We start from the raw sequence: 25,528 nt of genomic DNA on the forward strand, positions 1-25,528 counted from the left end.
AGATTGAAGCTCATTCCACCAGCCTTATAGTAACCAAGGTGACTATTAATGCGATATCCATCCAATAAGCTTGAAATTAATTCTCACACTCTTCTATCACCTAAATATTTTAATTTTCATTGTTGCTATTGCTATTCGAAAAAAGGCTGACTAGATTATTAATGACTGCTCGTATTTATGTTACATGGATGTGCACTCCTTGCTTAAAGAGGTGTACCATGAACGCTTACAAGCTCGCCTGCATTTCAGCTTCAATGAGTCTCCTTTTACTCATCAACATCCCACTCGCGAACAGCGCCTCAAGCGGCGTCATCAACTTCAGAGGGGCGATTGTTGCTGGCGGTTGCACAGTTAACCACTCGCAGAGTACTGTCAATATCAGTTGTTATAACGATAAAGGTAAAGTGGTACATACTACAGCGCCGATCAATTCAGCGAATGTCAAATTCCTCAGTGGAAAGACTTCAAATATCAAATGGCTTAATCCTCAACACACTCTTGGAATTATGAATATAACGTACTCATAAATTTAAATCATTTGATACTATGCCGACACCAGGGAATTAACTCACTTAATTACCTCGCCCTGAATATTTTTATTTAACTTCAGGGCGAGCTCTATTATTACCGCAAAACCGTTCATCTATAAATAATTATTGATATAACAACTGATTTACTTCAATGAATAACGGTACGGTTCGTAAACCCACTCAACCGCACGCCCCCACTCGCCAAGTGCGCAGAAATCATTACCAAGTCTCCCCAACTGCCAGCGCATAGGCGCTACACTGAAACCAACGGCACCTGGCTTTCCTGGTAAACAAGGTTTACCTGAGCTGTAACGCACATTCGCAACGCATTTTATGCCGAATAAGGGTAATATCATCACCCTACAACAAAGCCTGGGTCATACAGTTTTAATAAAAGATCCCCTGCACAAACAAGGGGATCTCGTCAGTGGAGAGTAACATGCAGCTTAAACGGGTGGCAGAAGCCAAACTGCCAACGCCATGGGGTGATTTCCTGATGGTGGGATTTGAAGAACTGGCAACCGGGCACGATCATCTGGCACTGGTGTTCGGTGATATCTCTGGCGAAACGCCGGTACTCGCACGCGTGCATTCCGAATGTTTAACCGGCGACGCCTTGTTCAGCCTGCGCTGTGACTGTGGTTTTCAATTGGAGGCCGCACTGGAGCGTATCGCGGAAGAAGGCCGCGGTATTCTGCTGTATCATCGTCAGGAAGGCCGTAACATCGGCCTGCTGAACAAGATTCGCGCCTACGCTTTGCAGGATAAAGGGGCGGATACGGTAGAAGCCAACCACCAGCTCGGCTTCGCCGCAGACGAGCGTGATTTCACCCTGTGTGCTGATATGTTCAAACTGTTGGGCGTGGATGCCGTGCGTTTGCTGACCAACAATCCGAAAAAAGTTGAGATTCTGACCGAGGCCGGCATCAACATCACCGAGCGAGTGCCGCTGATTGTTGGACGTAACCCTAAGAACGAGCGCTACCTCGCCACCAAAGCCGCCAAAATGGGGCATTTGCTGGACCAAAAATAATTAGCGGTTATCAACAGGGCGCCAGAACGGCGCCCTGATTGTTTTACAGCATTTTACGGATGACATAGTGCAGAATGCCGTCGTGCTGGTAGTAGGTCAGTTCATTGCCAGTATCAATACGGCAACGGGTATTCACTACCTCCTGTCGGCCATCGGCGTAGGTGATACAGACCGGCACCCGCTGACCCGGCGTTAAGGCTTGCAAACCACTCACGTCGATCTGTTCTTCCCCGGTCAGCCCCAGCGTTTTGCGCGTTACGCCTTGTGGGAATTCCAGCGGCAGAATACCCATGCCAATCAGGTTGGAACGGTGGATACGCTCGAAGGATTCGGCGATCACCACACGCACGCCGAGCAGGCGCGGGCCTTTCGCCGCCCAGTCACGGCTGGAACCGGAACCGTATTCTTTACCGGCAATGACCGCCAGCGGCACCCGTTCTTGCTGATAGCGCATCGCGGCATCATAGATCGACATCTGGTTTTGCGACGGCAGATGGCGGGTATACCCCCCTTCCACACCCGGCACCATTTCGTTGCGGATACGGATATTGGCAAAGGTCCCCCGCATCATCACTTCATGGTTACCACGGCGCGAGCCGTAAGAGTTGAAGTCATTCACCTCAACGTCGCGCTCACTCAGGTAACGCCCTGCCGGGCTGTCGCGCTTGATGTTACCCGCTGGCGAAATATGATCGGTGGTCACTGAATCGGCGAGCATCGCCAGAATTCGGGCATTTTTGATGTCCTGCACCGGATCCGGCAGCGCTTTCATGCTGCTGAAAAACGGCGGATGGCGAATATAGGTGGAATCTGCCTGCCACTGGTAGGTTGCCGAACCGGTAACCTGGATCGACTGCCACTCCGCATCACCGTCAAACACCGCGCTATATTCTTTATGGAACATCGCTGTACGAACCTCTTCCACCGCCTGCGCAATTTCTTTACCGGTTGGCCAGATATCTTTCAGGTAGACCGGCTTGCCATCATGCCCTTCGCCCAACGGATCCCGGGTGAGATCCACCTTCATGTTACCCGCCAACGCATAGGCCACCACCAGCGGCGGTGAGGCCAGCCAGTTGGTCTTCACCAGCGGATGGATGCGCCCCTCGAAGTTGCGGTTGCCAGACAGCACCGCTCCAACGGTCAGATCGGCCGCCTTGATCGCCTGCTCAATCGGCTCAGGCAACGGCCCAGAGTTACCGATGCAGGTAGTGCAACCATAACCCACCAGGTTAAAGCCCAAGGCCTCCAGATACGGCGTCAACTTGGCGCTGTTGAAATATTCGGTGACCACCTTGGAACCGGGAGCCAGCGAGGTTTTCACCCAGGGCTTCGTCTTCAGCCCCTTCTCTACCGCTTTTTTCGCCAGCAGGCCAGCGGCCATCATCACGCTTGGGTTAGACGTATTAGTGCAAGAGGTGATCGCTGCAATCACCACCGCGCCGCTCTGCAGCTCATGCTGCTCGCCATTCAGCGTGAAGCTCTTGGCCATCTGTTTATCTTTCTGGCTACCTAGCTCCAGCTCGGTTGCCGCATTGAACGCTTGTGGTACCTGCGGCAAGGCAACGCGATCCTGCGGGCGCTTCGGCCCAGCCAGGCTGGCTTCAACCGTCGACATGTCCAAGGCCAGAGTGCTGGTAAAGACCGGTTCGTCGCCAGGGTTACGCCACATGCCCTGCGCTTTGGCATAAGCTTCGACCAGTGCGATCTGCTCGGCGCCGCGGCCACTCAGCTTCAGGTAACCCAGGGTGACATCATCCACCGGGAAGAAACCGCAGGTCGCGCCGAATTCCGGTGACATATTGGCGATGGTCGCACGATCTGCCAGCGGCAAATCCGCCAGCCCATCGCCGTAAAATTCCACAAACTTACCCACCACCCCATGCTTGCGCAGCATTTGGGTGACGGTCAACACCAGGTCGGTGGCCGTGATCCCTTCTCTCAGTTTACCGGTAAGCTTGAACCCCACCACGTCAGGGATCAGCATCGACACCGGCTGGCCCAGCATAGCGGCTTCCGCTTCGATGCCCCCGACGCCCCAGCCTAGAATGCCTAAACCGTTAATCATGGTGGTGTGAGAGTCGGTGCCGACCAAGGTATCCGGGAACGCAATACGCTGGCCGTTCTCTTCAGTATGCCAGACGGTTTGCCCCAGATATTCCAGGTTAACCTGGTGACAGATACCGGTGCCCGGCGGCACCACGCGGAAACGGTTAAAGGCTTTTTGCCCCCAACGCAGGAAGGTATAGCGCTCGTGGTTGCGCTCCATTTCGATGCGCACGTTCTCGGCAAAGGCTCCGTCATCGCCAAACTCATCAACGGTGACCGAGTGGTCAATCACCAGATCTACCGGTGACAACGGGTTTACCTGCTCGACGTTACCCCCCAAACGCTGTACCGCTTCACGCATCGCCGCTAAATCCACCACCGCCGGCACGCCGGTAAAGTCTTGCATCAGCACCCGTGCCGGACGATAGGCAATTTCACGCTCGGCATGGCCGTTTTGCAGCCAACCGACGATCGCCTGCAGATCCTCCTCCTGCACCGTATCGCCATCCACATGGCGCAGCAGGTTTTCCAGCAACACCTTCATTGATTTCGGCAGCCGGTCGATATCCCCTAACTGTCTGGCCGCCAGTGGCAAGCTGTAGTAGCGATACTCACTATTCAGCACCACCAACTTATCCATACTTGTTTCACGAATATTGGGTGACATAGCTCCTCCATTTTTATTATGTCAAAACAGGGTAATGACTGAGGTCTGTTTAAAGATAACACAGACTGAGTTTTAACATTTTTATAACAACACGATTTGCACAGAATGGCAGAGAGCACGGCGGGCTGGTGGGAATGGCAGGAGAGCGGGCTGGTAAAACACCAGCCCGTTGGAAACATTACTTCACCGGCAGTTTGATATCGTTGAACATGGCTTCGATATCTTCATTTGAGCGCAGCGCCACGGCGGTGTCCACCACGTCGCGGGTCAGGTGCGGTGCGAAACGCTGGATAAAGTCGTACATATAGCTGCGCAGGAAGGTGCTGCGGCGGAAGCCAATCTTGGTGGTGCTATAGGTAAAGATATCGCTCGCATTCACAGTGACCAGATCGGGATCATGTGCCGGATCCACCGCCATGCTGGCAATCACCCCTACCCCTAATCCCAAGCGCACATAGGTTTTTATCACATCTGCATCGGTAGCGGTAAACACGATGCGCGGCGTCAGCCCGGCACGGTTGAACGCCGTGTCCAGCTCAGAGCGGCCGGTAAAACCAAAGGTATAGGTAACAATCGGGTAAGCAGCCAGTTCTTCAATGGTGATGTGGCTCTTTCCTGCCAAAGGATGATCGGGCTTCACAACCACGGCACGATTCCAGTGGTAACACGGCAACATGATCAAATCGTCATACAGATGCAACGCTTCGGTGGCAATGGCAAAATCGGCTGACCCCTTGGAGACTGCTTCGGCGATCTGCGTCGGCGACCCCTGGTGCATATGCAACGACACGCGCGGATAGCGATCGATAAAGCCCTTAATCACGTTGGGCAACGCATAGCGCGCCTGGGTATGCGTTGTAGCAACGTACAGCGAGCCTTTATCGGGATAGGTATGTTCACCGGCAACGGCCTTAATGGCATCGACTTTCGACAACACCTCACGAGCAATACGAATGATTTCCAAACCGGCGGGCGTCACCTGAGTGAGATGCTTGCCACTGCGGGCGAAAATCTGAATGCCAAGCTCATCTTCCAGCATTCTCACCTGCTTACTGATACCCGGTTGAGAGGTATAAAGGCCTTCTGCCGTAGAAGAGACGTTCAGGTTATGATTCACCACTTCTACGATGTAACGCAGTTGCTGCAATTTCATATCTTAATACCGTCCTAGGTTAAACACTGCGGCAGGCCGCAGCCAGGTATCTCGGTGTCGTTCCGGTGGGGCAATAGCCAAAGCCCTAAACACAGTGATTTCGCCCAAATGCTGAAGAAAGCGCCGTTATTAATAAGCTTTAATCATAAAAAAACTTTTTATATAACCACTATATCATGTTGCTGTATCAAGTATAGATCCGAGCCACCGCGAAATAACGATTATTTCGCGTGAATAACGGCTCTTCAAGTGAGCAAAAAGCAGTAAAGAAAGCCCTGCCAGCCTGCTTGAGCCAAGAAAAAACCAGCCACGTTGGGCTGGTTTCTGATAAAGCGACCATGACCGGTTTATTTCTTACCTTCAACCCATTTGCCATCAACATAGAAGGCAGACCAGCCAGTGGCCTTGCCGTCTTTTTCTGAGGAGACATATTGCTGCTTGGTTTTCCGGCTGAAACGCACCATGGCCTTGTTACCTTCGGCGTCAGCCAGCGGCGCATCTGCCAGATAACGCAGTTTTTCCGGCAGGCGATCCTTGAAGCGCCGCAGCTCTTCCACCAGTGGCGCACGAGTTTCACGCGATTTCGGGAAGGTGTTGGCCGCCAGGAATACGCCCGCTGCGCCATCACGCAAGACAAAGTAGGCGTCTGATTTCTCACACGGCAGCTCTGGCAGCGGAACCGGATCTTCCTTCGGTGGTGCCACATCGCCGTTACGCAGAATTTTACGCGTGTTCTTACAGGTTTCGTTGGTGCAACCCATATATTTACCGAAACGCCCCATTTTCAGGTGCATTTCAGAACCGCATTTTTCACATTCTACGATCGGGCCATCATAGCCTTTCAGGCGGAATTCGCCTTCTTCGATCTCATAACCATCACAGGCCGGGTTATTACCGCAGACATGCAATTTGCGCTGGTTATCGATCAGGTAACTGTCCATCGCAGTGCCGCATTTCTGGCAGCGGCGACGGGCGCGCAGGGCGTTGGTTTCCGCATCATCCCCTTCGAGGATGTTCAGCACTTCCGCTTCCGGCACCAGGTTGATGGTGGTCTTGCAGCGCTCTTTTGGCGTTAACGCATAGCCGGAGCAGCCGAGGAAAACGCCGGTACTGGCGGTGCGGATCCCCATTTTGCGGCTACAGGTCGGGCAGTCAATGCTGGTCATCACCATCTGGTTCGGGCGCATACCGCCTTCTTCCGGATCTTTTTCTGCCGTTTCCAACTGTTCACTGAACTCAGCGAAGAACCCATCAAGCACCGCTTTCCATTCAGCCTGGTTGTTGGCGACCTGATCCAGGCCATCTTCCATCCGCGCGGTGAAATCGTAGTTCATCAGTTCACGGAAGTTCTCTTCCAGGCGATCGGTAACGATTTCACCCATTTTTTCCGCATAGAATCGACGGCTTTCAACCCGCACATAGCCACGATCCTGAATGGTCGAGATGATCGACGCATAGGTGGATGGGCGGCCAATGCCACGTTTTTCCAGCTCTTTCACCAGCGACGCTTCACTGTAACGCGCCGGTGGCTTGGTAAAGTGCTGGCTTGGGATCAGTTTTTGCAGATCCAAGTCAGAGCCGATCTCAACAAACGGCAAGGTACGATCTTCATCACCCTTGCGCAGTGCCGGCATGACCTTGGTCCAGCCGTCAAAACGCAGCGTACGGCCTTTGGCACGCAGTTGGAAGTCACCGGCCTTCACCGTCAAGGTGGTGGAATCGTACTGCGCTGGCGTCATCTGACAGGCGACAAACTGGCGCCAAATCAGCTGATACAGTTTCTGCGCATCCGCTTCCATGTCTTTTAGCTGCTCAGCCAAGACGCTAACATCGGAAGGACGAATCGCTTCGTGCGCTTCCTGCGAGTTTTCTTTGCTGCTGTACTGGTTCGCCGCTTTCGGCAAATATTTATCACCGAAGTTGTCGCCAATGTAACCGCGCACCATGTTGAGCGCATCCTGGCTCAGGTTGGTGGAGTCGGTACGCATATAGGTGATGTGGCCCGCTTCATACAGGCGTTGCGCCATCATCATGGTTTTCTTCACGCCAAAACTCAGGCGGGTGCTGGCAGCCTGCTGCAGCGTAGAGGTAATGAAAGGCGCCCCTGGCTTGCTGCTGGTCGGTTTGTCTTCGCGATCCAGCACCGTATAACGGGCTTTTTCCAGCAGCTTGACTGCCGCATGGGTTTGCTCACGGTTAACCGGCTTGAAGGGCTTGTCGTGAACATGAGTGACTTCCATCTGCAGCGCGGTTTCATTCTTGGCCAGCAGATCGGCGTGCAATTCCCAGTATTCTTCCGGTACGAACGCTTTGATCTCGCGCTCGCGCTCCACCACCAGACGTACCGCTACCGATTGCACTCGCCCTGCGGACAGGCCACGCGCAATTTTCTTCCACAGCAGAGGTGAAACCATATAACCCACCACGCGGTCCATAAAGCGACGCGCCTGCTGGGCGTTAACACGGTCAATATTCAGTTCACCCGGGGCTTTAAACGCCTGTTGGATGGCGTTTTTGGTGATTTCGTTAAACACCACGCGGCTGAAGCGTTTGTCATCCCCACCGATCACTTCCCGCAGGTGCCAAGCGATGGCCTCCCCTTCGCGGTCAAGGTCGGTTGCGAGATAAATGTGGTCGGCGTTTTCGGCTAACGATTTTAGCTCGGCAACCACTTTTTCTTTACCCGGCAGAATTTCGTAATGCGCCTTCCAGCCATGATAAGGATCGACGCCCATACGGTTGACCAGCGCCGTCTTTTCATCCTTCTTAACTTTCTTCTTGGCTTTGTCTTCGGTTGATTCAGCGCTCTTTTTACTGGCTGAGCCACTGGTCGGCAAATCACGGATATGACCGACGCTGGACTTCACCACGTAGTCACTTCCCAAATATTTATTAATAGTTTTGGCTTTTGCCGGGGACTCAACTATTACGAGAGCTTTGCCCATATTTACCTTTACCTAATTTTATTTCTTCTAAAAAGAAGCCATTTATCTCGCCGTACCGCGGCAATTCGTATCTCTTTTTTATATTGCGGCACTCTGGCAAGAGATCAACCTGTTTTTTCTCATGGTTGCCAAATTGCTCAACCTAACCACAGGTTCCCGATCGATGTCTGCTTATCGCCCGCGCCCAGAAGTTCGCCCCCACGGGGCCTCGCGAAGCGTAAACAAATCCTTCCACCAGAAGCTACAAAATCCCACACTGTACCTGATAAAAGACGACACGCAACCTAATTAGCACGGAAAGCGATATTTCGCTAATGACTGCCTGCCATTGACACCCGCCAGATGGCAAGTAAACCTTAGTCGGTTTGCGGATAAACGCGAACCAGCGTTAGAATAGCGGCAGAATTTTTTATCTGGAGTGTAATAAAATGCGCACGACGACTCAGCCTATTGCACGGGAAGCGCTGCTGGCAGAGGCAAATAACATCATCCGCCAGCACGAAGATTATCTGCACGGCATGATCGCTACCGATGTTGAGCAAAAAAACAACGTTCTGGTTTTCCGCGGCGAATTCTTTTTAGATCCCGATGGCCTGCCAACCGCAAAAACCACCGCAGTGTTTAATATGTTTAAACATTTAGCCCATGTGCTTTCCGAGAAATATCACCTGGCCGATGAAGCATGAAAAACGGGGGCCGAAGCCCCCGTAAGGTTGTTTCTTGCGCAATTCAGAGCAACGGTTTCTCACCGCGCTGCCACCAGCGCAGCAGCAAGCGATCAATACTCTCTGCCGCACTGCCGGTAAAACGATCGATCAAACGTTTGCGGCGGGTATAGCGCACACCAATTACCTCATGATTTTCCATCTCGGCAATCAGCAGATCGTCGCTGGTGCCTATCGCATCAATCAGCCCTTTTTCTTTCGACTGGATGCCGAACCAATGTTCACCGGTCGCGACGCTGTCGATGTCCAATGAAGGCCGTTGTTGCTGGACAAACTGCTTGAACAGTTGGTGGGTCTCATTCAGTTCTTCGCGGAATTTTTCACGGCCTTGTTCGGTATTTTCACCAAACAACGTCAGAGTGCGCTTAAACTCGCCGGCGGTATGCAGCTCAACATCTATTTCATTCTTCTGTAACAAGCGATGAAAGTTGGGGATCTGCGCCACCACGCCGATTGAACCGATAATGGCGAAAGGGGCTGCCACGATGCGATCGGCCACGCAGGCCATCATGTAACCGCCGCTGGCAGCCACTTTATCCACGGCGACCGTCAGACGGATGCCACCTTTGCGCAGGCGCTCCAACTGCGACGCGGCCAGGCCATAACCGTGCACCACGCCGCCGGGGCTTTCCAGGCGCAGCAGCACTTCATCCTGCGCCGTTGCAACCGCCAATACCGCTGAGATCTCTTCACGCAGTGAAGTCACCTCGTGAGCATCCATGCTGCCTTTGAAATCCAGCACATACAGGCAAGGTTTACTGGCCTCCACCGCACCAGACTTGGCACGCTGTTTTTTCAGTTTTTCATCGGCTTTGGTTTGTTTCTTAAACTGCTTGCTCCAGGCTTTCTGTTCCGCCGCCCCCATGCGTGCCAGGCGCATCTCGCGCTGCATCTCACGATACTGCTCACCCAGATCGGTCAGCTGTAATTCCCCTTTGTGCTGATTTTTACGCTGCCCCAGGCTGACCGCCAGTAATACCAATGCAGCAATGGCAATCACCACCGTGGCAACTTTGGCCAGAAAAAGGCCGTAAATAGATATAAACTCCACAGATTCCGCCTTTATTTACAGGTTGTTAGTATGATCTTGATTTATTTTAACCAATTGCTGCTACGGCTGTCGCGGCCAAATGAAAATTCCTTATGTGACCACTTCACTATGGTTTTCTCTCCGAGACAAGCAAGCCGTTTTTGTTACAAAAGAATGCCGATTCTGCGGGCTAATCATTGAAAATGCGATCCATTTCAGGCATATAACACGCATTATTCATCAAACCGATGATACACACTCATCACTATCGGCACTCCCTGCGCGAGGAGCTATTGTGCATTACCAACCGAAACATGACCTACTCGATCAACGCATTATCCTGGTGACTGGCGCTGGTGATGGTATTGGCCGCGAGGCGGCGCTGACCTACGCACGATTTGGTGCGCAACTGATCCTGCTGGGGCGCACAGAAAGCAAACTGCAGGCGGTACAGGCGGAAATCGCCGCGGGCGGTGGTGCCCCCGCACACATTGTGACGCTCGATTTATTGCAGGCCACGCCTGAACAGTGCCAGCAGATCGCCAACGCATTGCAGGCCTGCGTACCGCGTCTTGATGGCGTGCTGCACAATGCCGGGTTACTGGGGGATATCGCCCCCATGGCTGAACTTTCGCTGACGATGTGGCACGACGTGATGCAGGTCAACGTCAACGCCACCTTCATGCTCACTCAGGCACTGCTGCCACTGCTGCTGAAATCCAGCTCGGGCTCGCTGATCTTTACCAGCTCCAGCGTTGGCCGCATGGGCCGTGCCAATTGGGGCGCTTACGCGGTTTCCAAATTCGCCACTGAAGGCATGATGCAGGTTTTGGCTGACGAATATAGAACTCGGAATCTGCGGGTAAATTGCATCAATCCGGGGGGAACTCGCACGCAAATGCGCGCATCTGCTTTCCCCGATGAAGATAAAAGCAAGTTGAAAACCCCGGCCGACATTATGCCGTTATACCTGTATCTGATGGGGGATGACAGCCGTCGCAAGACCGGCATCAGTTTTGATGCCCAGCCTAACCGCAAACCCGGCGCAGCCGAATAAGGAGTTCCTTGAGATGGCTGAAGATCGTCACCAACAGCGTCAGCAACGTTTAAAACAACAGGTGGATGCACGTATTGCCGCCGCTCAAGACGTGCGCGGTTTATTAATGGTATTTACCGGCAACGGCAAAGGCAAAACCACGGCAGCTTTCGGCACCGTCACCCGCGCGGTGGGCCACGGCATGAAAGCTGGCGTGATCCAGTTTATCAAAGGGCAATGGCCAAACGGTGAGAAAAACCTGCTGCAACGGCACGGCGTAGAGTTTCAGGTCATGGCGACCGGCTTTACCTGGGAAACTCAGGACAAAGAGAATGATACTGCTGCCTGTCAGGCCGTTTGGCAGCATGGCAAGCGCATGCTGGCTGACAGCAGCCTGGATCTGGTGCTGTTGGACGAGTTGACCTATATGGTGAGCTACGGCTATCTGGAACTGGAAGAGTTGCTCACCGCGGTGCATCAGCGCCCAGCGCATCAGACCGTGATTATCACCGGGCGCGGTTGCCACCGTGATTTATTGGAATTGGCGGATACCGTCACCGAAATGCGGCCGGTGAAGCACGCGTTTGACGCTGGGATCAAAGCACAGCAAGGGATCGATTGGTAACAGAACGCGCTAGCCCCGCCGTTCAGGCAGGGCTATGCGGGGAGATCTTAACTACGTTTGGCAGGCTTACCCGGTTTGCTGCCCGGCGCACCGCGGCGACTGCCGGTTGCAACCTGGCTGTGGCGCTTGACCGCACGGCGGATCTGATTGGCTTTCACACGGCGGCGCTCACGCTCAACCGGCAGCTTGCTGACGGTTTCCGGCTTCAGTTCCACCAGTTCACGCAGGTAGTTGATCGCCTTTAAATCCAGCTCTGTCCAGCCGCCACGTGGCAGCCCTTTAGGCAGATCGATGTCACCATAGCGAACGCGAATCAGGCGGCTGACCTGAACGCCAACGGCCTCCCACAGGCGACGAACTTCACGGTTGCGCCCTTCGGTCAGGGTAACGTTGTACCACTGGTTGATGCCTTCGCCGCCCTGAAAAGTGATGGTACGAAAAGCCGCCGGGCCGTCTTCCAACTGCACACCGCGGCTCAGTTGCTTGATTTTCTCGTCATCGATCTGGCCGAATACGCGTACCGCATATTCACGCTCGACTTCGCGGCTTGGGTGCATCAGGCGGTTTGCCAATTCACCGTCGGTGGTGAACAGCAGCAGACCGGAGGTGTTGACGTCCAAACGCCCTACCGCCACCCAGCGCGAACCCCGCAGCTTTGGCAGGCGATCAAACACCGTTGGGCGGCCTTCGGGATCGCTACGCGTGCAAAGCTCGCCTTCCGGCTTGTAATACGCCAATACGCGGCACACCGCTTCTTCGGATTCTTTGATAGAAACCACATGACCATCCATACGAATTTTCATCGCAGGATTCACTTCGACACGATCGCCCAGCTTGGCAATTTTGCCATCAACGCTGACGCGGCCAGCTTCAATCATGGTTTCGATTTCACGACGCGAGCCATGGCCGGCGCGCGCTAAAACTTTCTGTAACTTCTCGCTCATTGAGCAACCTCTAGTGTCGCCTTCACAGGCGTCGGGGGGATTTTGTGGCCGTATTCCGGCGGAGTGCGGCCACAAAAGTCATCTCTTGGTTAAAACCAACCGCGTATTATACAGGCTTTATCCGAGGTTGGAACCGCCTTCATCGGGCACTTCATCGAAAGGGAGCAGGATCGCCCGCCCCCTCGCGCACCACTTCTGGCGCAGACTCGGTCAGATCGATCACCGTGGTCGGCTGCTGGCCGAGGAAACCACCGTGGATCACCAGATCCACCTGCTTACCCAGGTGCTCACTGATCTCTTCCGGATCGGACTCAGCAAAATCATTGCCCGGCAGCATCAGCGTGGTCGACATCATCGGCTCGTTCAACACTTCCAGCAATGCCAGTGCGATCGGATTAGAAGGCACACGCAGGCCGATGGTTTTACGTTTGTCGTTCATCAGGCGGCGCGGCACTTCTTTGGTGGCTTTCAGAATAAAGGTGTAATTACCCGGCGTATTGTTCTTAATCAGACGAAACGCCGTGTTATCCACATAGGCATAGGTCGACAGTTCCGACAGATCGCGACACATCAGGGTGAAATTGTGGTTGCCATCCAACTGACGGATACGGCAAATTCGCTCCATCGCCGCCTTTTCTTCCAGTTTGCAGCCCAGCGCGTAGCCAGAATCCGTTGGGTAAACAATCACCCCGCCCTTGCGCAGCACTTCAACCGCCTGGTTAATCAGACGCTGCTGCGGATTATCTGGGTGAATATAAAATAACTGGCTCATCTGTTACTCCTGAAAATGATACATGCTGGCAACGCGAAAGCTTATTGGGCTGCGGTTTTCGCCTGCTGTGGCCAGTCACGCCACACCGGCTCAACGCCGCCGGGTAGCCACAGCTTCCGTCCCAGTTCGATCCACGAACAGGGCTGATGAAAATCAGAGCCCTGTGACGCCAGTAATTGGTAATCCTGCGCATACTTAGCCAACAACGTGCGTTCATGCGGTGCCTGCTGACACTGCGCCACTTCCATGGCATCGCCACCGTTTTCGGCAAAATGCGCCAGCAAACGCTTGAGCCACTTGGCCGTCAGTTCGTAGCGGCCAGGGTGAGCCATCACGGCTTGCCCGCCGGATTGATGAATCACATCAATAGCTTGTTCTATTGTACACCACTGTGGCGGAACATAGCCGGTTTTCCCCTTCGCAAGATACTTTTTGAATACCTGCGCCAGGTTATCGGCCACGCCGGTTTGCACCAGATAACGAGCAAAATGACCACGCGTCACCGCGCCATCTCCCGCCAGTTGCTGTGCTCCGGCAAACGCATCGGGAATGCGCGCTTTCGCCAGCCGCACGCCAATCTCCTGCGCTCGCAGGTTGCGGCGCTGCGTCTGTTCGGCCAGCAGTTGGGTCAATGCGGGATGCGCAATGTCCATGCCTAAGCCCACAATATGAATCTCGTGGTTTTCCCACAGGGTGGAAATCTCCACACCGTTGACCAACTGCAACGGCAACGCCTGCTGCACGATCGCCGCCGCGGCCTCTGCCAAACCATTAATAGTGTCATGATCGGTAATCGCCAACACACCAACGCGCATCTCAACCGCACGCTGCACCAACTGCGTCGGCGTCAGATAGCCGTCGGAGGCGGTGGTATGGCTGTGGAGATCGTACAGAGTAAAAGCGGAAGACTGTGGGCTACTGTCTGTCAAAAGAGATGTCCTGCAATGGCTTGGTTTTATATCATAACCGTTATAGTAGGCTAGACGGAAATCTATTATCCCTTCGCCTTCAGCCCCAACGCCCTTCCACCTCCCCCTGTTAATGACAAGATTTCATACTTGGCGCTAAGCTGTTGTGCGAAAAGAGGGTTGACTTTACACTCCTGAACTAGTTTACTAGTACACAAGTTCACGGCAATGGCCGTGCTGGATGATAATCAAGAGAGCATAAGATGATTAAGCAAACTTCTCTTCTTCGTTGGTGGCGTACCTCCCTTTCACGGGCGGAGTAATCACGCATACCTGTCATCTGACACTGCAGATTCCCTAAGCCCGCTAGTTACGCGGGCTTTTTTACGGAAAAAATTTAACTGGAACTACCGATGATGAACATCAAACCACAACTTAACCTGCTGACGGCGCAGGCCGATTACCGCGGCGATCCCACGGCGATTTTCCACCAGCTGTGTGGCGCCCGCCCGGCCACCCTGCTGCTGGAATCAGCAGAGATCACCAGCAAACAGAACCTGAAAAGCCTGCTGGTGATCGACAGCGCTCTGCGCATTACCGCTCTGGGCCGTAAAGTCAGCATTCAAGCACTCACCGCTAATGGCGCGGCGCTGTTGCCGTTACTGGACGAGGCGCTGCCGAGCGCAGTGCAGATCCAGGTGCGCCCGAACAGCCGTGAATTGGTGTTCCCTGCCATCGACGCCGTGCAGGATGAAGATGCCCGCCTACGTTCACTGTCGGTTTTCGATGCACTACGCTCCTTGCTGACGCTGGTCGATGCCCCGGCAGACGAACGCGAAGCCATGTTGCTCGGCGGCCTGTTTGCCTATGATCTGGTCGCCGGGTTCGAAGCGTTGCCGGAACTGCGCCACGACCAGCGTTGCCCTGACTTCTGCTTCTATCTGGCAGAAACCCTGCTGGTTCTCGATCACCAATGCGGCGTTGCCCGTTTGCAAGCCAGCGTGTTCACCGGTGAAAGCAGCGAGTCACAGCGTTTGCAACAGCGTCTTGAACAGATTCAGGCCCATTTGCAGCAGGTTCCCCAAGCGATCCCCCATCAGAAGCTGGAAAACATGCAGTTAAGCTGCAACCAGAGCGATGAGGAGTACGGTGCCGTGGTCAATGAACTGCAGCAGGCGATCCGCCATGGCGAAATCTTCCAGGTAGTGCCTTCACGCCGTTTCTCGCTGCCTTGCCCGGCACCGCTGGCCGCCTACCAAACGTTGAAAGACAGCAACCCGAGCCCTTACATGTTTTTCATGCAGGATGACGAGTTCACCCTGTTCGGCGCTTCACCGGAAAGCGCGCTGAAATATGACGCTACCAACCGCCAGATCGAAATTTATCCGATCGCCGGTACCCGCCCGCGTGGCCGCCGTGCCGATGGCTCTCTGGATCTGGATCTCGACAGCCGCATCGAATTGGAAATGCGTACCGATCACAAAGAGCTGGCCGAGCACCTGATGCTGGTCGATCTGGCGCGCAACGATCTGGCGCGTATCTGCGAAGCGGGCAGCCGCTATGTGGCTGACCTGACCAAAGTCGATCGTTACTCCTTCGTAATGCACCTGGTTTCCCGCGTGGTCGGCACCCTGCGCGCCGATCTCGACGTGCTGCACGCCTATCAGGCCTGTATGAACATGGGGACCCTGAGCGGCGCACCAAAAGTGCGTGCTATGCAGCTGATTGCCGCCTCCGAAGGCTCACGCCGCGGCAGCTACGGCGGCGCAGTTGGGTATTTCACCGCCCATGGCGATCTCGATACCTGTATTGTCATCCGCTCAGCCTATGTTGAAGACGGCATTGCCACCGTGCAAGCCGGTGCCGGTGTGGTGCTGGATTCCGTTCCCCAGGCAGAAGCCGATGAAACCCGTAATAAAGCACGCGCCGTGCTGCGTGCCATCGCCAGCGCGCATCAGGCCAAGGAGGTGTTCTAATGGCCGATATTTTGCTGCTCGATAACGTCGATTCCTTTACCTACAACCTGGTTGATCAACTGCGTGCCAGTGGTCATCAGGTAGTGATTTACCGTAACCAGATCGCCGCCGATATCATCGTCGAACGGCTGCAACAGATGGAACAACCGGTGCTGATGCTCTCCCCCGGCCCTGGCACCCCAGCGGACGCCGGTTGCATGCCAGAACTGCTGCAGCGGCTGCGCGGCCAGATGCCGATTATGGGTATCTGCCTCGGCCATCAGGCCATTGTTGAAGCCTATGGCGGCCACGTGGGGCAAGCCGGTGAGATCCTGCATGGCAAGGCGTCTGCTATTACTCATGATGGCGAAGGGATGTTTGCTGGCATGCCGAATCCGCTGCCGGTCGCGCGCTACCACTCGCTGGTCGGCAGTAATATCCCAGCCGAACTGACGGTAAACGCCCGCTTCGGTGACATGGTGATGGCGGTGCGCCACGATCGGCACCGCGTCTGTGGTTTCCAGTTCCACCCTGAATCGATCCTGACTACCCACGGCGCGCGTCTGCTTGAGCAGACATTGGCCTGGGCTCTGACGAAATAATTGAGAGAAAATGACTATGCAACCTATTCTTCAAAAGCTGTATCGATCAGAGTCGATGGACCAGCAGGAAAGCCAGCAACTGTTCAGCGCCATCATGCGCGGCGAACTGGAACACAGCCAGTTGGCTGCCGCCCTGATCAGCATGAAAATTCGCGGCGAACGCCCTGAAGAGATTGCCGGAGCGGCCAGAGCATTGCTGGATGATGCGCTGCCATTCCCACGGCCGGATTATGATTTTGCGGACATCGTTGGTACCGGCGGTGACGGCACCAACAGCATTAACATTTCGACGGCCAGCGCCTTTGTTGCAGCAGCTTGCGGTGCCAAAATCGCCAAACACGGCAACCGCAGCGTTTCCAGCCGTTCGGGATCTTCCGATCTTCTGGCGGCGTTTGGCATCAGCCTGGATCTGCCGGCAGAAAAATCGCGCCAGGCACTAGATGAGCTCGGCGTGTGCTTCTTGTTTGCACCGCAGTATCACACCGGTTTCCGCCACGCGATGCCGGTGCGTCAACAGTTGAAAACCCGCACGGTGTTCAACGTGCTCGGCCCACTGATCAATCCGGCACGCCCGCCGCTGGCGCTGATTGGGGTTTATAGCCCGGAACTGGTGCTGCCCATCGCCGAAACCCTGCGCGTGTTGGGCTACCGACGCGCGGCCGTGGTGCACGGCGGCGGGATGGATGAAGTGGCTATTCATGCCACCACCCACGTGGCCGAGCTGAATAACGGTGAGATTGAAAGCTATCAACTGACGCCACAATCCTTTGGGTTGACAAGTTATTCGCTGGACTCCTTGCTGGGAGGATCACCGGAAGAAAACCGTGACATTCTGGCAAGGTTGTTACAAGGTAACGGTGAACCGGCTCACGCCGCAGCGGTGGCCGCCAACGTAGCGCTGCTGATGAAGTTATTTGGGCAGGAAGATCTGCGCCACAACGCGCAACAGGCACTGGATATGATTCACAGCGGGCAGGCCTATAGCCGTGTTACCGCTTTGGCAGCAAGAGGATAAGTAATGCAGCAGGAAACCGTGCTCAACAGGATTGTTCGTGATAAAGCGCAATGGGTCGCGGCACGAAGCCAACAGCAACCACTCGCCCACTTTCAGCATGAGATTGTGCCAAGCAACCGTAGTTTTTATCAGGCGCTGCAAGGAACCCAAACGGCATTTATTCTTGAATGCAAAAAGGCCTCACCTTCTAAAGGTGTGATCCGCGAAAATTTTGATCCGGTGGAAATCGCTGCGGTCTACAAGGATTTCGCCTCGGCGATTTCTGTGCTCACCGATGAAAAATATTTCCAGGGCAGCTACGATTTTCTGCCGCTGGTGAGCAAAACCGTTACCCAGCCGGTATTGTGCAAAGATTTCATTATCGATCCGTACCAGATCTACCTGGCGCGCTATTATCAGGCCGATGCCATCCTGCTGATGCTGTCGGTCTTGAATGACGAGCAATACCGTCAGTTGGCTGCGGTGGCCCACGGCCTGAATATGGGCGTGTTGACCGAGGTGATCAGCGAAGAAGAGCTGCAACGCGCGGTGCAGCTTGAAGCCAAAGTGATCGGCATCAACAACCGCGATCTGCGCGATCTTTCGATCGACCTCAATCGCACCCGCGTCTTGGCACCCCAGGTGCCGCAGGGCGTTACGGTGATCAGCGAATCGGGAATCAACAACTACGGTCAGATCCGCGAGCTCAGCCACTTTGCCAACGGTTTCCTGATCGGCAGTGCGCTGATGTCGGAAAGCGATCTGCGCAGTGCGGTCTGCCGGGTGATCCTGGGTGACAACAAAGTCTGCGGTCTGACTCGCCCGCAAGACGCCGCCGCCGCCTATCAGGCCGGTGCCAACTACGGTGGGCTGATCTTTGTTGAGCGCTCACCGCGCTGCATCGACATCGCCCGCAGCCGGGAAGTGATTGCCGCAGCGCCGCTGAAGTACGTTGGCGTCTTCTGCGACGCACCGGTGGAAACCCTGGCGCACACGGCAGAACAGCTGGGCCTGTATGCCGTGCAACTGCACGGCGCAGAAGACCAGGCTTATATCAGCGCCCTGCGCGCCAAGCTGCCCGCGGCCTGTCAAATCTGGAAAGCCTTGAGCGTAAAAGAGCACCTGCCCGCCCGCGATCTGCAGCATGTGGATCGTTATCTGCTGGATAACGGAGCCGGTGGTACAGGTGTGCGTTTCAACTGGGCGCTGCTGCAGGGGGAAACCCTGAGTAATGTGATGCTGGCCGGTGGCTTGAATGCCGACAACTGCGCTGCCGCCGCCCAGCTCGGCTGTGCGGGCCTCGACTTTAATTCCGGCGTAGAGAGCCAGCCCGGTATCAAGGATGCCGCACGTTTGACTGCGGTGTTCCAGGCTCTGCGCGCTTACTGATTGTGAACACAATTTTTAATGGATAATAACGGGAAACATCATGACGCTGCTTAACCCCTACTTCGGCGAATTTGGTGGTCAGTATGTGCCACAAATTCTGATGCCGGCCCTGAAACAACTTGAAGAAGCCTTCGTCAGCGCACAGCGCGATCCAGAGTTTCAGGCAGAGTTTATCGATCTGCTGAAAAACTATGCTGGCCGCCCAACCGCCCTGACGCTGTGTAAAAACCTGACCGCAGGCACCAAAACCAAGCTCTACCTGAAGCGTGAAGATCTGCTGCACGGCGGCGCGCACAAAACCAATCAGGTACTAGGCCAGGCGCTGCTTGCCAAGCGCATGGGCAAAACCGAGATCATTGCGGAAACCGGCGCAGGTCAACACGGTGTGGCTTCAGCGCTGGCCTGCGCGCTGCTCGGGCTGAAATGCCGCATCTATATGGGCGCAAAAGACATTGAGCGCCAATCACCGAACGTATTCCGCATGCGCCTGATGGGCGCTGAAGTCATCCCGGTGCACAGCGGCTCCTCCACGCTGAAAGATGCCTGCAATGAAGCGCTGCGCGACTGGTCTGGCACTTACGAAAAAGCCCACTACATGCTCGGTACGGCGGCAGGCCCGCATCCTTACCCTACCATTGTGCGTGAATTCCAGCGGATGATCGGGGAAGAAACCAAAGCCCAGATGCTGGAGCGCGAAGGCCGTTTACCGGATGCGGTGTTGGCCTGTATTGGCGGCGGTTCCAACGCCATTGGCATGTTTGCCGATTTCATCGACGACGCCAGCGTCCGCCTGATCGGCGTTGAACCGGCTGGCATGGGTATCGAAACCGGCCAGCACGGCGCCCCACTGAAGCATGGCCGGGTCGGCATTTACTTCGGCATGAAGGCACCGATGATGCAAACCTCCGAAGGGCAAATCGAAGAGTCTTACTCTATTTCCGCCGGGCTGGACTTCCCTTCCGTCGGGCCGCAGCACGCCTATCTGAACAGCATCGGCCGCGCAGAATATGTGTCGATTACCGACGATGAGGCGCTGGAAGCGTTCAAAGCCTTGTCGCGCCACGAAGGCATTATCCCGGCGCTGGAGTCTTCCCATGCGCTGGCCTATGCGCTGAAAATGATCCGTGAAACCCCGGAAAAAGAGCAGATCCTGGTGGTTAACCTGTCCGGCCGCGGCGACAAAGACATATTTACCGTTCACGATATTCTGAAAGCTCGGGGAGAAATCTGATGGAACGTTACCAGCAGCTGTTTAAACGCCTGGAAGGCAACAGAGAAGGCGCGTTCGTGCCGTTTGTCACCCTGGGCGATCCTAACCCGGCGCTGTCGCTGCAAATCATCGACACTCTGGTCGAAAACGGTGCCGACGCGTTGGAACTGGGGATCCCGTTCTCCGATCCGCTGGCCGATGGCCCGACCATCCAAGGTGCCGCCCTGCGCGCTTTCGCCTCTGGCGTCACGCCAAGCCATTGTTTTGAAATGCTGGCGGCGATCCGCCAGAAGCACCCGATCATTCCCATCGGCCTGTTGATGTATGCCAACCTGGTGTTCCACAAAGGCATCGACGCTTTTTATCAGCGTTGCGCAGAAGTAGGGGTGGACTCGGTGTTAATCGCTGACGTTCCATTTGAAGAATCGGCACCGTTCCGCGCGGCGGCAACGCGCTACGGCATCGCGCCGATCTTTATCTGCCCACCGAATGCCGACGACGATCTGCTGCGTGAGATCTCCTCGCATGGCCGCGGCTACACTTATCTGCTGTCGCGCGCTGGAGTCACCGGCACAGAAAGCCGCGCACAGTTGCCACTGCATCATCTGGTGAACAAACTGCGGGAATACCATGCGGCACCGCCGCTGCAGGGCTTTGGTATTTCTGAACCTTCGCAGGTGAAAGATGCGCTGCAATCTGGCGCTGCCGGTGCGATCTCAGGTTCGGCGATTGTAAAAATCATCGAGCAGAACCAGGCACAACCCGCAGAAATGCTGGCTAAACTGGGCAAGTTTGTGCGCGAAATGAAAGCGGCAACCCACGCCTGATCCCCATCAAATGCCGGGTGCAGCCGTTGGTGCCCGGTTATGAAACCCGTTCAATGTTGTGTTGGGTGGGTATACGGCAGATGAAACAGAGAGAGGCACCGAGCGGTGCCTCTTTGCTGTAAAGTGATATTAGAAACGGTAACCCGCACCGAACATGAAGACGAACGGATCCAGGCGCGTATCAATATTCTGATGTTGATCGCCAGCGTCAAAGCGAACTTGAGTCTCGATGTTCATCCACCATACTGACATGTTCAACATCCAGTGCTCATCCAGGTTGTAATCCAAACCAGCCTGAGCTGCTACACCCCAAGAGTTTTTCAGGTCCAGATTGCTCAGCCCGGCACTCTTACCATAGTCATTGAATTTCTCATCAAAGAACATTGTGTAGTTAAGACCAAGACCCAGATAAGGACGCAGTTTGTCCTGCTTGTCACCGAAATAGTACTGTGCCATCAGCGTTGGCGGCAGATGTTTCACGCTGGCAATATCACCGCTTACCGCGCTGCCTTTCAGTGACACGTTGTGGTTGAAAGGCGTCGCCGCCAACAGTTCAACGCCGATATTGTCCGTGACCATGTAACCGAAGGTTAAGCCCAACTGAGTATTGTTGTTGACACCAAACGATCCCTGACCCAGAACATTATCCGAACCCGCATTTGGGCGCACTGTCGCGGTGCCCGCACGGAACAGGAAATCACCCGCCTGATGCGCACTTGCAAACATGGGGGCCATCATAGCCGCCAATACCACCAGAGTTGTCTTTTTCATTATCCATTCCATTTGTGTGGTTTACAGTCTCGAAGAATATACCTACTAAAGGGTATTTATGATCCAATCGAGATCACATCTTATGTGTAAAAATTTAAATTCATACCAAAAACAAGGCCACCTAAGCCGCTAATAAATCAAGAATTGACCTAAATCAAAAAAGGCCGTTTGTTGCAAAAAATGATATGCATGCCAATTTTCAGTTGCTAAAAAAATTGCCGCTGAGTAACTTTGTCGTTCATGTTGGTTTTGGTTGGTGACCGTAAGGAGTCACTGGGCAATCAAGATGAGCGAAATTCAAAATCCCTGTATCAGTTGCGGCGCCTGCTGCGGTTATTTTCGAGTATCATTCTATTGGGCTGAAGCGGAAGATGGCGGCGGCACTGTGCCTTTATCTGTCACTGAACCCCTAACCCCTTTCCTGCGCTGTATGCAGGGCACCAACAGCAAATCTCCACGCTGTAGCGCCCTGCAAGGCGAGATCGGTAAAACGGTATCCTGTTCGATCTATCTCAATCGGCCAAGCCCGTGTCGTGAGTTCGCGCAATCTGGGGAAAACGGCGTGCATAATGAAGCCTGCGATCGGGCGCGTGCTCGTTACCAACTGCCACCCCTGCCGTTTGCTCCGAACAGGTTAATCGCCGAAGAAATAGGCGCTGTGCAACTCACGGGGTGCCACAGCGGCGCGGAACAGGGTACAATTACCTACTGATTTGTCTTTGTTCTCGACGCCAAGGAGTCTGCATGCCTATCACGGCCAACACGTTGTACCGTGACAGTTTTAACTTTTTCCGTAACCAACTGGCCAGTATCCTGTTACTGGCTCTGTTGACCGGGCTCATTTCTGTGCTGCTCAATCAGGCTTTCAGCCCGGATGTTGAGCAGTTGAAACTGCTGAGCGCCACGGAAAGTGATTTTACGTCAACCGCCGGTATGGGGATCCAGGAAATCATTCAGCAAATGACACCAGAGCAACAAATGGTGTTGTTAAAAGTCTCTGCGGCCGCGACGTTTTCTGCTCTGGTGGGTAATGTGCTGCTGGTGGGTGGGATGTTGACACTGATCCGTCTGGTTTCCCAAGGCGTACGCACCAGCGCACTGCGGGCTATCGGTACTGCTGCACCGCTGCTGCCGCGTCTGTTGCTGCTGCTGTTTATCTGCACCCTGCTGATCCAGCTTGGCCTGACGCTGTTCATCGTGCCCGGCGTGATCCTGGCGATCTCATTCTCGCTGGCGCCGGTGATTTCTGTTGCCGACCAGAGAGGCGTGTTTGCTTCAATAAGATTGAGCTGCAAGCTGGCCTTCGCCAATGCCCGTGTGATTGTTCCTGCCATGATGCTGTGGTTGGCCGCCAAGTTGCTGGTGCTGTTTATGGTCAGCCATCTGTCGGTTCTGACACCAAACGTCGCCAGCGTGGTCCTGACGGCACTCAGCAACCTGGTTTCTGCCCTGCTGCTGATTTATCTGTCGCGCCTGTATATGTTGCTGCGCGACTGATTTATTCACTGGATATGTCAAGGGCACGCTTCGGCGTGCCCTTTTTGCTTAAGGCTCTGCTTGTTCCTTACTTTGGATCAGCTTCAGGGCCAAATAGAGGTCTGGCACCAGAATCAGGTCCTGATCGCGCCCTACGCGGTTGATGCGGAACCAGCGCGTCAGTTCGGTGCGCCGCCCAGCCAGCACCAGCTTCACGTTACGCTGTAACAGATCGCGCTTCAATTCATCAATGGCTGCCAATACGCTGATATCTGCATGAGTAAAACTGGCCACCGCGTCAATCACCACCCAGCGTGGCTGAAATGGCGTGCTGTCTACCAGGTTGAGGATACGCCGCTTGAAATAAGCCACGTTAAAATAGGTCAGCGGTGAATTGAAACGGTACATCATCACCCCCGCGACCGCTTTCACGCCATTATTATTCCCCATCGAGTGAATCATGCCTTCGTCGTTCACCCCCAGCAATTGCTCGGTAGGGCGGAAAACGGTACGCAGAAATTGCATCAACCCAAGCAATACCGCCAGACCGATGCCACTGATCACCCCCACCAGCAGCACACTGATGAACGTGAACACCGCCAGGCGAAACGCCTGCGCGTTGCGCCGACGCAGGATCCAGATACCCCGGATATCGAGCAGCGACCAGGCGGCATACATCAACACCACGCCCAAGCCCGCTACGGGAATAAACTGCAGCGGTTCGGTCAGGAACAGCAGCACGATGGCAATCACTACCGCGGCAATGATCGAAACCAGCTGGCTCTTGCCACCGTTGGCATCGTTTACCGCCGTGCGTGAATCCGCACCGCTGATAGCGAACCCTTGCGACAGTGCAGAAACAATGTTTACCAGCCCCAGCGCGCGGAACTCGGTATCGGCATTCACTTCGTAGCCATTTTTTGCCGCAAAGCTCCGGGCAGTCAGCATCATGCTGACAAAGCTCACCACCGCCAGGTTCAAGGCAGGGATCACCATGTCACGCAGTAACCCTGGCTGAAAATCTGGCCACTGAACGATGGGCAGCGTGCCGCTGAAACCGCCAACGGTAATAATGCCGTGCTGCTGCAACTCCCCCGCCCAAGTGATAAAGGTCGCCAACATGATGGCAAACAGCGGAGCTGGCCAGTTTGGCCGCAGTTTTTTAACGCTGAACAACACGAACAGCGTTAGCAGAGAAACGCCGATGGTCAGCCCATCGCTGCGCAATAAGTTACCGGGTAACGCATAAATCCGCTCGATCAGTTGCGCAGGATGGGTGCTGAAACCAGCAACTTTACCAATTTGATCAACAACAATAGTCACCGCCACGCCGTTCAGTAATCCGCTGAGAATGGGCCGGGATAACAAATCGGCCAGAGCCCCGAAACGTAAGCGGCTGGCAAGCACGCACCACCCTCCCATCATGGCGGTCATCATGATGGTTAGCTGCCAGTGCAACTCCTGGTTCCCAGCGGCAAGCGGCGTTACCACGGCGGCGATCACCGCACAGGTGGCGGCATCCGGGCCCACGATCAACTGGCGCGATGAGCCGAAAATCGCGTAAGCAATCATCGGCAAAATACATGAGTAGAGCCCGACGACCGGGCTGACGCCCGCCAGTTCGGCATAAGCAATCGCCACCGGCAACGCCACTGCTGCCACCGACAACCCGGCACGGATATCCGGTTTTAACCAACTGCGTTCATACCCTAACAAATGTGTCAAACCAGGCGTCAGCGCCTGGAGAGATTTCCACTGCATAGCTATTTTCCATAGTAAATTATCTGTCTATTATCAGGTTTACTATGCGATGCATTGGCCTCGCAAGGCAATAACCCTGCAGAGAATCGTAAGTTTATGCAAATTCCGCCCCAGCCAGCGGAAATC

21 protein-coding genes and 1 other annotated feature are annotated in these 25,528 nt (G+C 54.7%); of the genes, 12 read left to right on the forward strand and 9 right to left on the reverse strand.

Translation table 11 applies throughout. The annotated features are described in order from the left end of the window. The first annotated feature begins 969 nt into the window (after positions 1–969). Positions 970–1,563, forward strand: coding sequence for a GTP cyclohydrolase II (gene ribA / locus BMI79_RS02245; protein WP_076940198.1), 594 nt, complete (start codon positions 970–972; stop codon positions 1,561–1,563). A 43-nt stretch (positions 1,564–1,606) separates the two neighbouring features. On the opposite strand, the gene acnA is transcribed toward ribA, so the two are convergent. The 3 genes from acnA to topA all read right to left on the reverse strand — a co-directional run bounded on the left by acnA (position 1,607) and on the right by topA (position 8,377). Beyond that, positions 1,607–4,279 (reverse strand): aconitate hydratase AcnA, encoded by a 2,673-nt coding sequence (acnA, locus tag BMI79_RS02250; RefSeq protein ID WP_076940199.1) that lies wholly within the window; start codon positions 4,277–4,279, stop codon positions 1,607–1,609. A 178-nt stretch (positions 4,280–4,457) separates the two neighbouring features. Continuing rightward, entirely contained in the window at positions 4,458–5,432 is a 975-nt protein-coding gene (cysB, locus tag BMI79_RS02255) for an HTH-type transcriptional regulator CysB (RefSeq protein ID WP_076940200.1), read from the reverse strand. Between the two features lie 347 nt (positions 5,433–5,779). Continuing rightward, positions 5,780–8,377 (reverse strand): type I DNA topoisomerase, encoded by a 2,598-nt coding sequence (gene topA, locus BMI79_RS02260; protein ID WP_076940201.1) that lies wholly within the window; start codon positions 8,375–8,377, stop codon positions 5,780–5,782. 428 nt (positions 8,378–8,805) lie between these two features. Between topA and BMI79_RS02265 the strand changes: the two genes are divergently transcribed. Beyond that, the gene (locus tag BMI79_RS02265) at positions 8,806–9,063 is read left to right on the forward strand and encodes a YciN family protein (RefSeq protein WP_076940202.1); all 258 of its coding nucleotides are present in this window, start codon (positions 8,806–8,808) and stop codon (positions 9,061–9,063) included. A 43-nt stretch (positions 9,064–9,106) separates the two neighbouring features. Here the strand turns inward: BMI79_RS02265 and sohB are convergent, their stop codons facing one another. Continuing rightward, positions 9,107–10,153: a protease SohB gene (gene sohB, locus BMI79_RS02270; RefSeq protein WP_076940203.1), complete on the reverse strand. Its 1,047-nt coding sequence runs from the start codon at positions 10,151–10,153 to the stop codon at positions 9,107–9,109. 274 nt (positions 10,154–10,427) lie between these two features. Here sohB and BMI79_RS02275 point away from each other — a divergent pair, with 274 nt between their 5' ends. Both BMI79_RS02275 and cobO read left to right on the forward strand, forming a co-directional pair. Beyond that, positions 10,428–11,189: a YciK family oxidoreductase gene (locus tag BMI79_RS02275; RefSeq protein ID WP_076940204.1), complete on the forward strand. Its 762-nt coding sequence runs from the start codon at positions 10,428–10,430 to the stop codon at positions 11,187–11,189. Between the two features lie 13 nt (positions 11,190–11,202). Next, complete coding sequence (cobO, locus tag BMI79_RS02280) at positions 11,203–11,793, forward strand: cob(I)yrinic acid a,c-diamide adenosyltransferase (protein ID WP_076940205.1); 591 nt, start codon at positions 11,203–11,205, stop codon at positions 11,791–11,793. A 47-nt stretch (positions 11,794–11,840) separates the two neighbouring features. Here the strand turns inward: cobO and rluB are convergent, their stop codons facing one another. The 3 genes from rluB to rnm form a co-directional block, all read right to left on the reverse strand. After that, positions 11,841–12,737, reverse strand: a complete 897-nt coding sequence (gene rluB, locus BMI79_RS02285) for a 23S rRNA pseudouridine(2605) synthase RluB (protein ID WP_076940206.1) — start codon at positions 12,735–12,737, stop codon at positions 11,841–11,843. Positions 12,738–12,888: 151 nt separating this feature from the next. Beyond that, positions 12,889–13,509, reverse strand: coding sequence for an L-threonylcarbamoyladenylate synthase (locus BMI79_RS02290; protein WP_076940207.1), 621 nt, complete (start codon positions 13,507–13,509; stop codon positions 12,889–12,891). A 41-nt stretch (positions 13,510–13,550) separates the two neighbouring features. Then, the gene (gene rnm / locus BMI79_RS02295) at positions 13,551–14,438 is read right to left on the reverse strand and encodes an RNase RNM (RefSeq protein WP_076940208.1); all 888 of its coding nucleotides are present in this window, start codon (positions 14,436–14,438) and stop codon (positions 13,551–13,553) included. A gap of 263 nt (positions 14,439–14,701) precedes the next feature. Beyond that, positions 14,702–14,805 (forward strand) — a sequence feature (Trp leader region). Between the two features lie 25 nt (positions 14,806–14,830). On the opposite strand from rnm, the gene BMI79_RS02300 reads away from it, so the two are divergent. Genes BMI79_RS02300 through trpA form a run of 6 tightly spaced genes read left to right on the forward strand, consistent with a single transcriptional unit; the run spans position 14,831 to position 21,394 of the window. Then, positions 14,831–16,393, forward strand: a complete 1,563-nt coding sequence (locus tag BMI79_RS02300; protein ID WP_076940209.1) for an anthranilate synthase component 1 — start codon at positions 14,831–14,833, stop codon at positions 16,391–16,393. Beyond that, on the forward strand, positions 16,393–16,974 hold the full coding sequence (locus BMI79_RS02305; protein WP_076940210.1) for a glutamine amidotransferase-related protein: 582 nt from the start codon (positions 16,393–16,395) through the stop codon (positions 16,972–16,974). Before BMI79_RS02300 ends, BMI79_RS02305 begins: the two co-directional genes overlap by 1 nt. Before the next feature lie 16 nt (positions 16,975–16,990). Further along, positions 16,991–17,989, forward strand: coding sequence for an anthranilate phosphoribosyltransferase (trpD, locus tag BMI79_RS02310; RefSeq protein WP_076940211.1), 999 nt, complete (start codon positions 16,991–16,993; stop codon positions 17,987–17,989). A 3-nt stretch (positions 17,990–17,992) separates the two neighbouring features. Next, the gene (gene trpCF / locus BMI79_RS02315) at positions 17,993–19,357 is read left to right on the forward strand and encodes a bifunctional indole-3-glycerol-phosphate synthase TrpC/phosphoribosylanthranilate isomerase TrpF (RefSeq protein ID WP_076940212.1); all 1,365 of its coding nucleotides are present in this window, start codon (positions 17,993–17,995) and stop codon (positions 19,355–19,357) included. A 40-nt stretch (positions 19,358–19,397) separates the two neighbouring features. Then, positions 19,398–20,588, forward strand: coding sequence for a tryptophan synthase subunit beta (gene trpB, locus BMI79_RS02320; protein WP_076940213.1), 1,191 nt, complete (start codon positions 19,398–19,400; stop codon positions 20,586–20,588). Beyond that, positions 20,588–21,394 (forward strand): tryptophan synthase subunit alpha, encoded by an 807-nt coding sequence (gene trpA / locus BMI79_RS02325; RefSeq protein ID WP_076940214.1) that lies wholly within the window; start codon positions 20,588–20,590, stop codon positions 21,392–21,394. Before trpB ends, trpA begins: the two co-directional genes overlap by 1 nt. 129 nt (positions 21,395–21,523) lie before the next feature. Here trpA and ompW read toward each other — a convergent pair whose 3' ends face one another. Next, positions 21,524–22,165 (reverse strand): outer membrane protein OmpW, encoded by a 642-nt coding sequence (gene ompW, locus BMI79_RS02330; RefSeq protein WP_125828694.1) that lies wholly within the window; start codon positions 22,163–22,165, stop codon positions 21,524–21,526. A 286-nt stretch (positions 22,166–22,451) separates the two neighbouring features. Between ompW and BMI79_RS02335 the strand changes: the two genes are divergently transcribed. Together BMI79_RS02335 and BMI79_RS02340 are read left to right on the forward strand one after the other, a co-directional pair. Continuing rightward, complete coding sequence (locus BMI79_RS02335) at positions 22,452–22,877, forward strand: YkgJ family cysteine cluster protein (protein ID WP_076940216.1); 426 nt, start codon at positions 22,452–22,454, stop codon at positions 22,875–22,877. Positions 22,878–22,909: 32 nt separating this feature from the next. Further along, the gene (locus BMI79_RS02340; protein ID WP_076940217.1) at positions 22,910–23,662 is read left to right on the forward strand and encodes a YciC family protein; all 753 of its coding nucleotides are present in this window, start codon (positions 22,910–22,912) and stop codon (positions 23,660–23,662) included. Positions 23,663–23,710: 48 nt separating this feature from the next. Here BMI79_RS02340 and BMI79_RS02345 read toward each other — a convergent pair whose 3' ends face one another. After that, positions 23,711–25,402 carry a SulP family inorganic anion transporter gene (locus BMI79_RS02345; RefSeq protein WP_076940218.1) on the reverse strand — a complete coding sequence of 564 codons (1,692 nt, stop codon included), beginning with the start codon at positions 25,400–25,402 and terminating at the stop codon, positions 23,711–23,713. Positions 25,403–25,528: the final 126 nt, after the last annotated feature.

It is taken from the genome of Serratia oryzae (genome assembly GCF_001976145.1).
In the GTDB taxonomy this organism is placed as follows: Bacteria; Pseudomonadota; Gammaproteobacteria; order Enterobacterales; family Enterobacteriaceae; genus Chania; species Chania oryzae.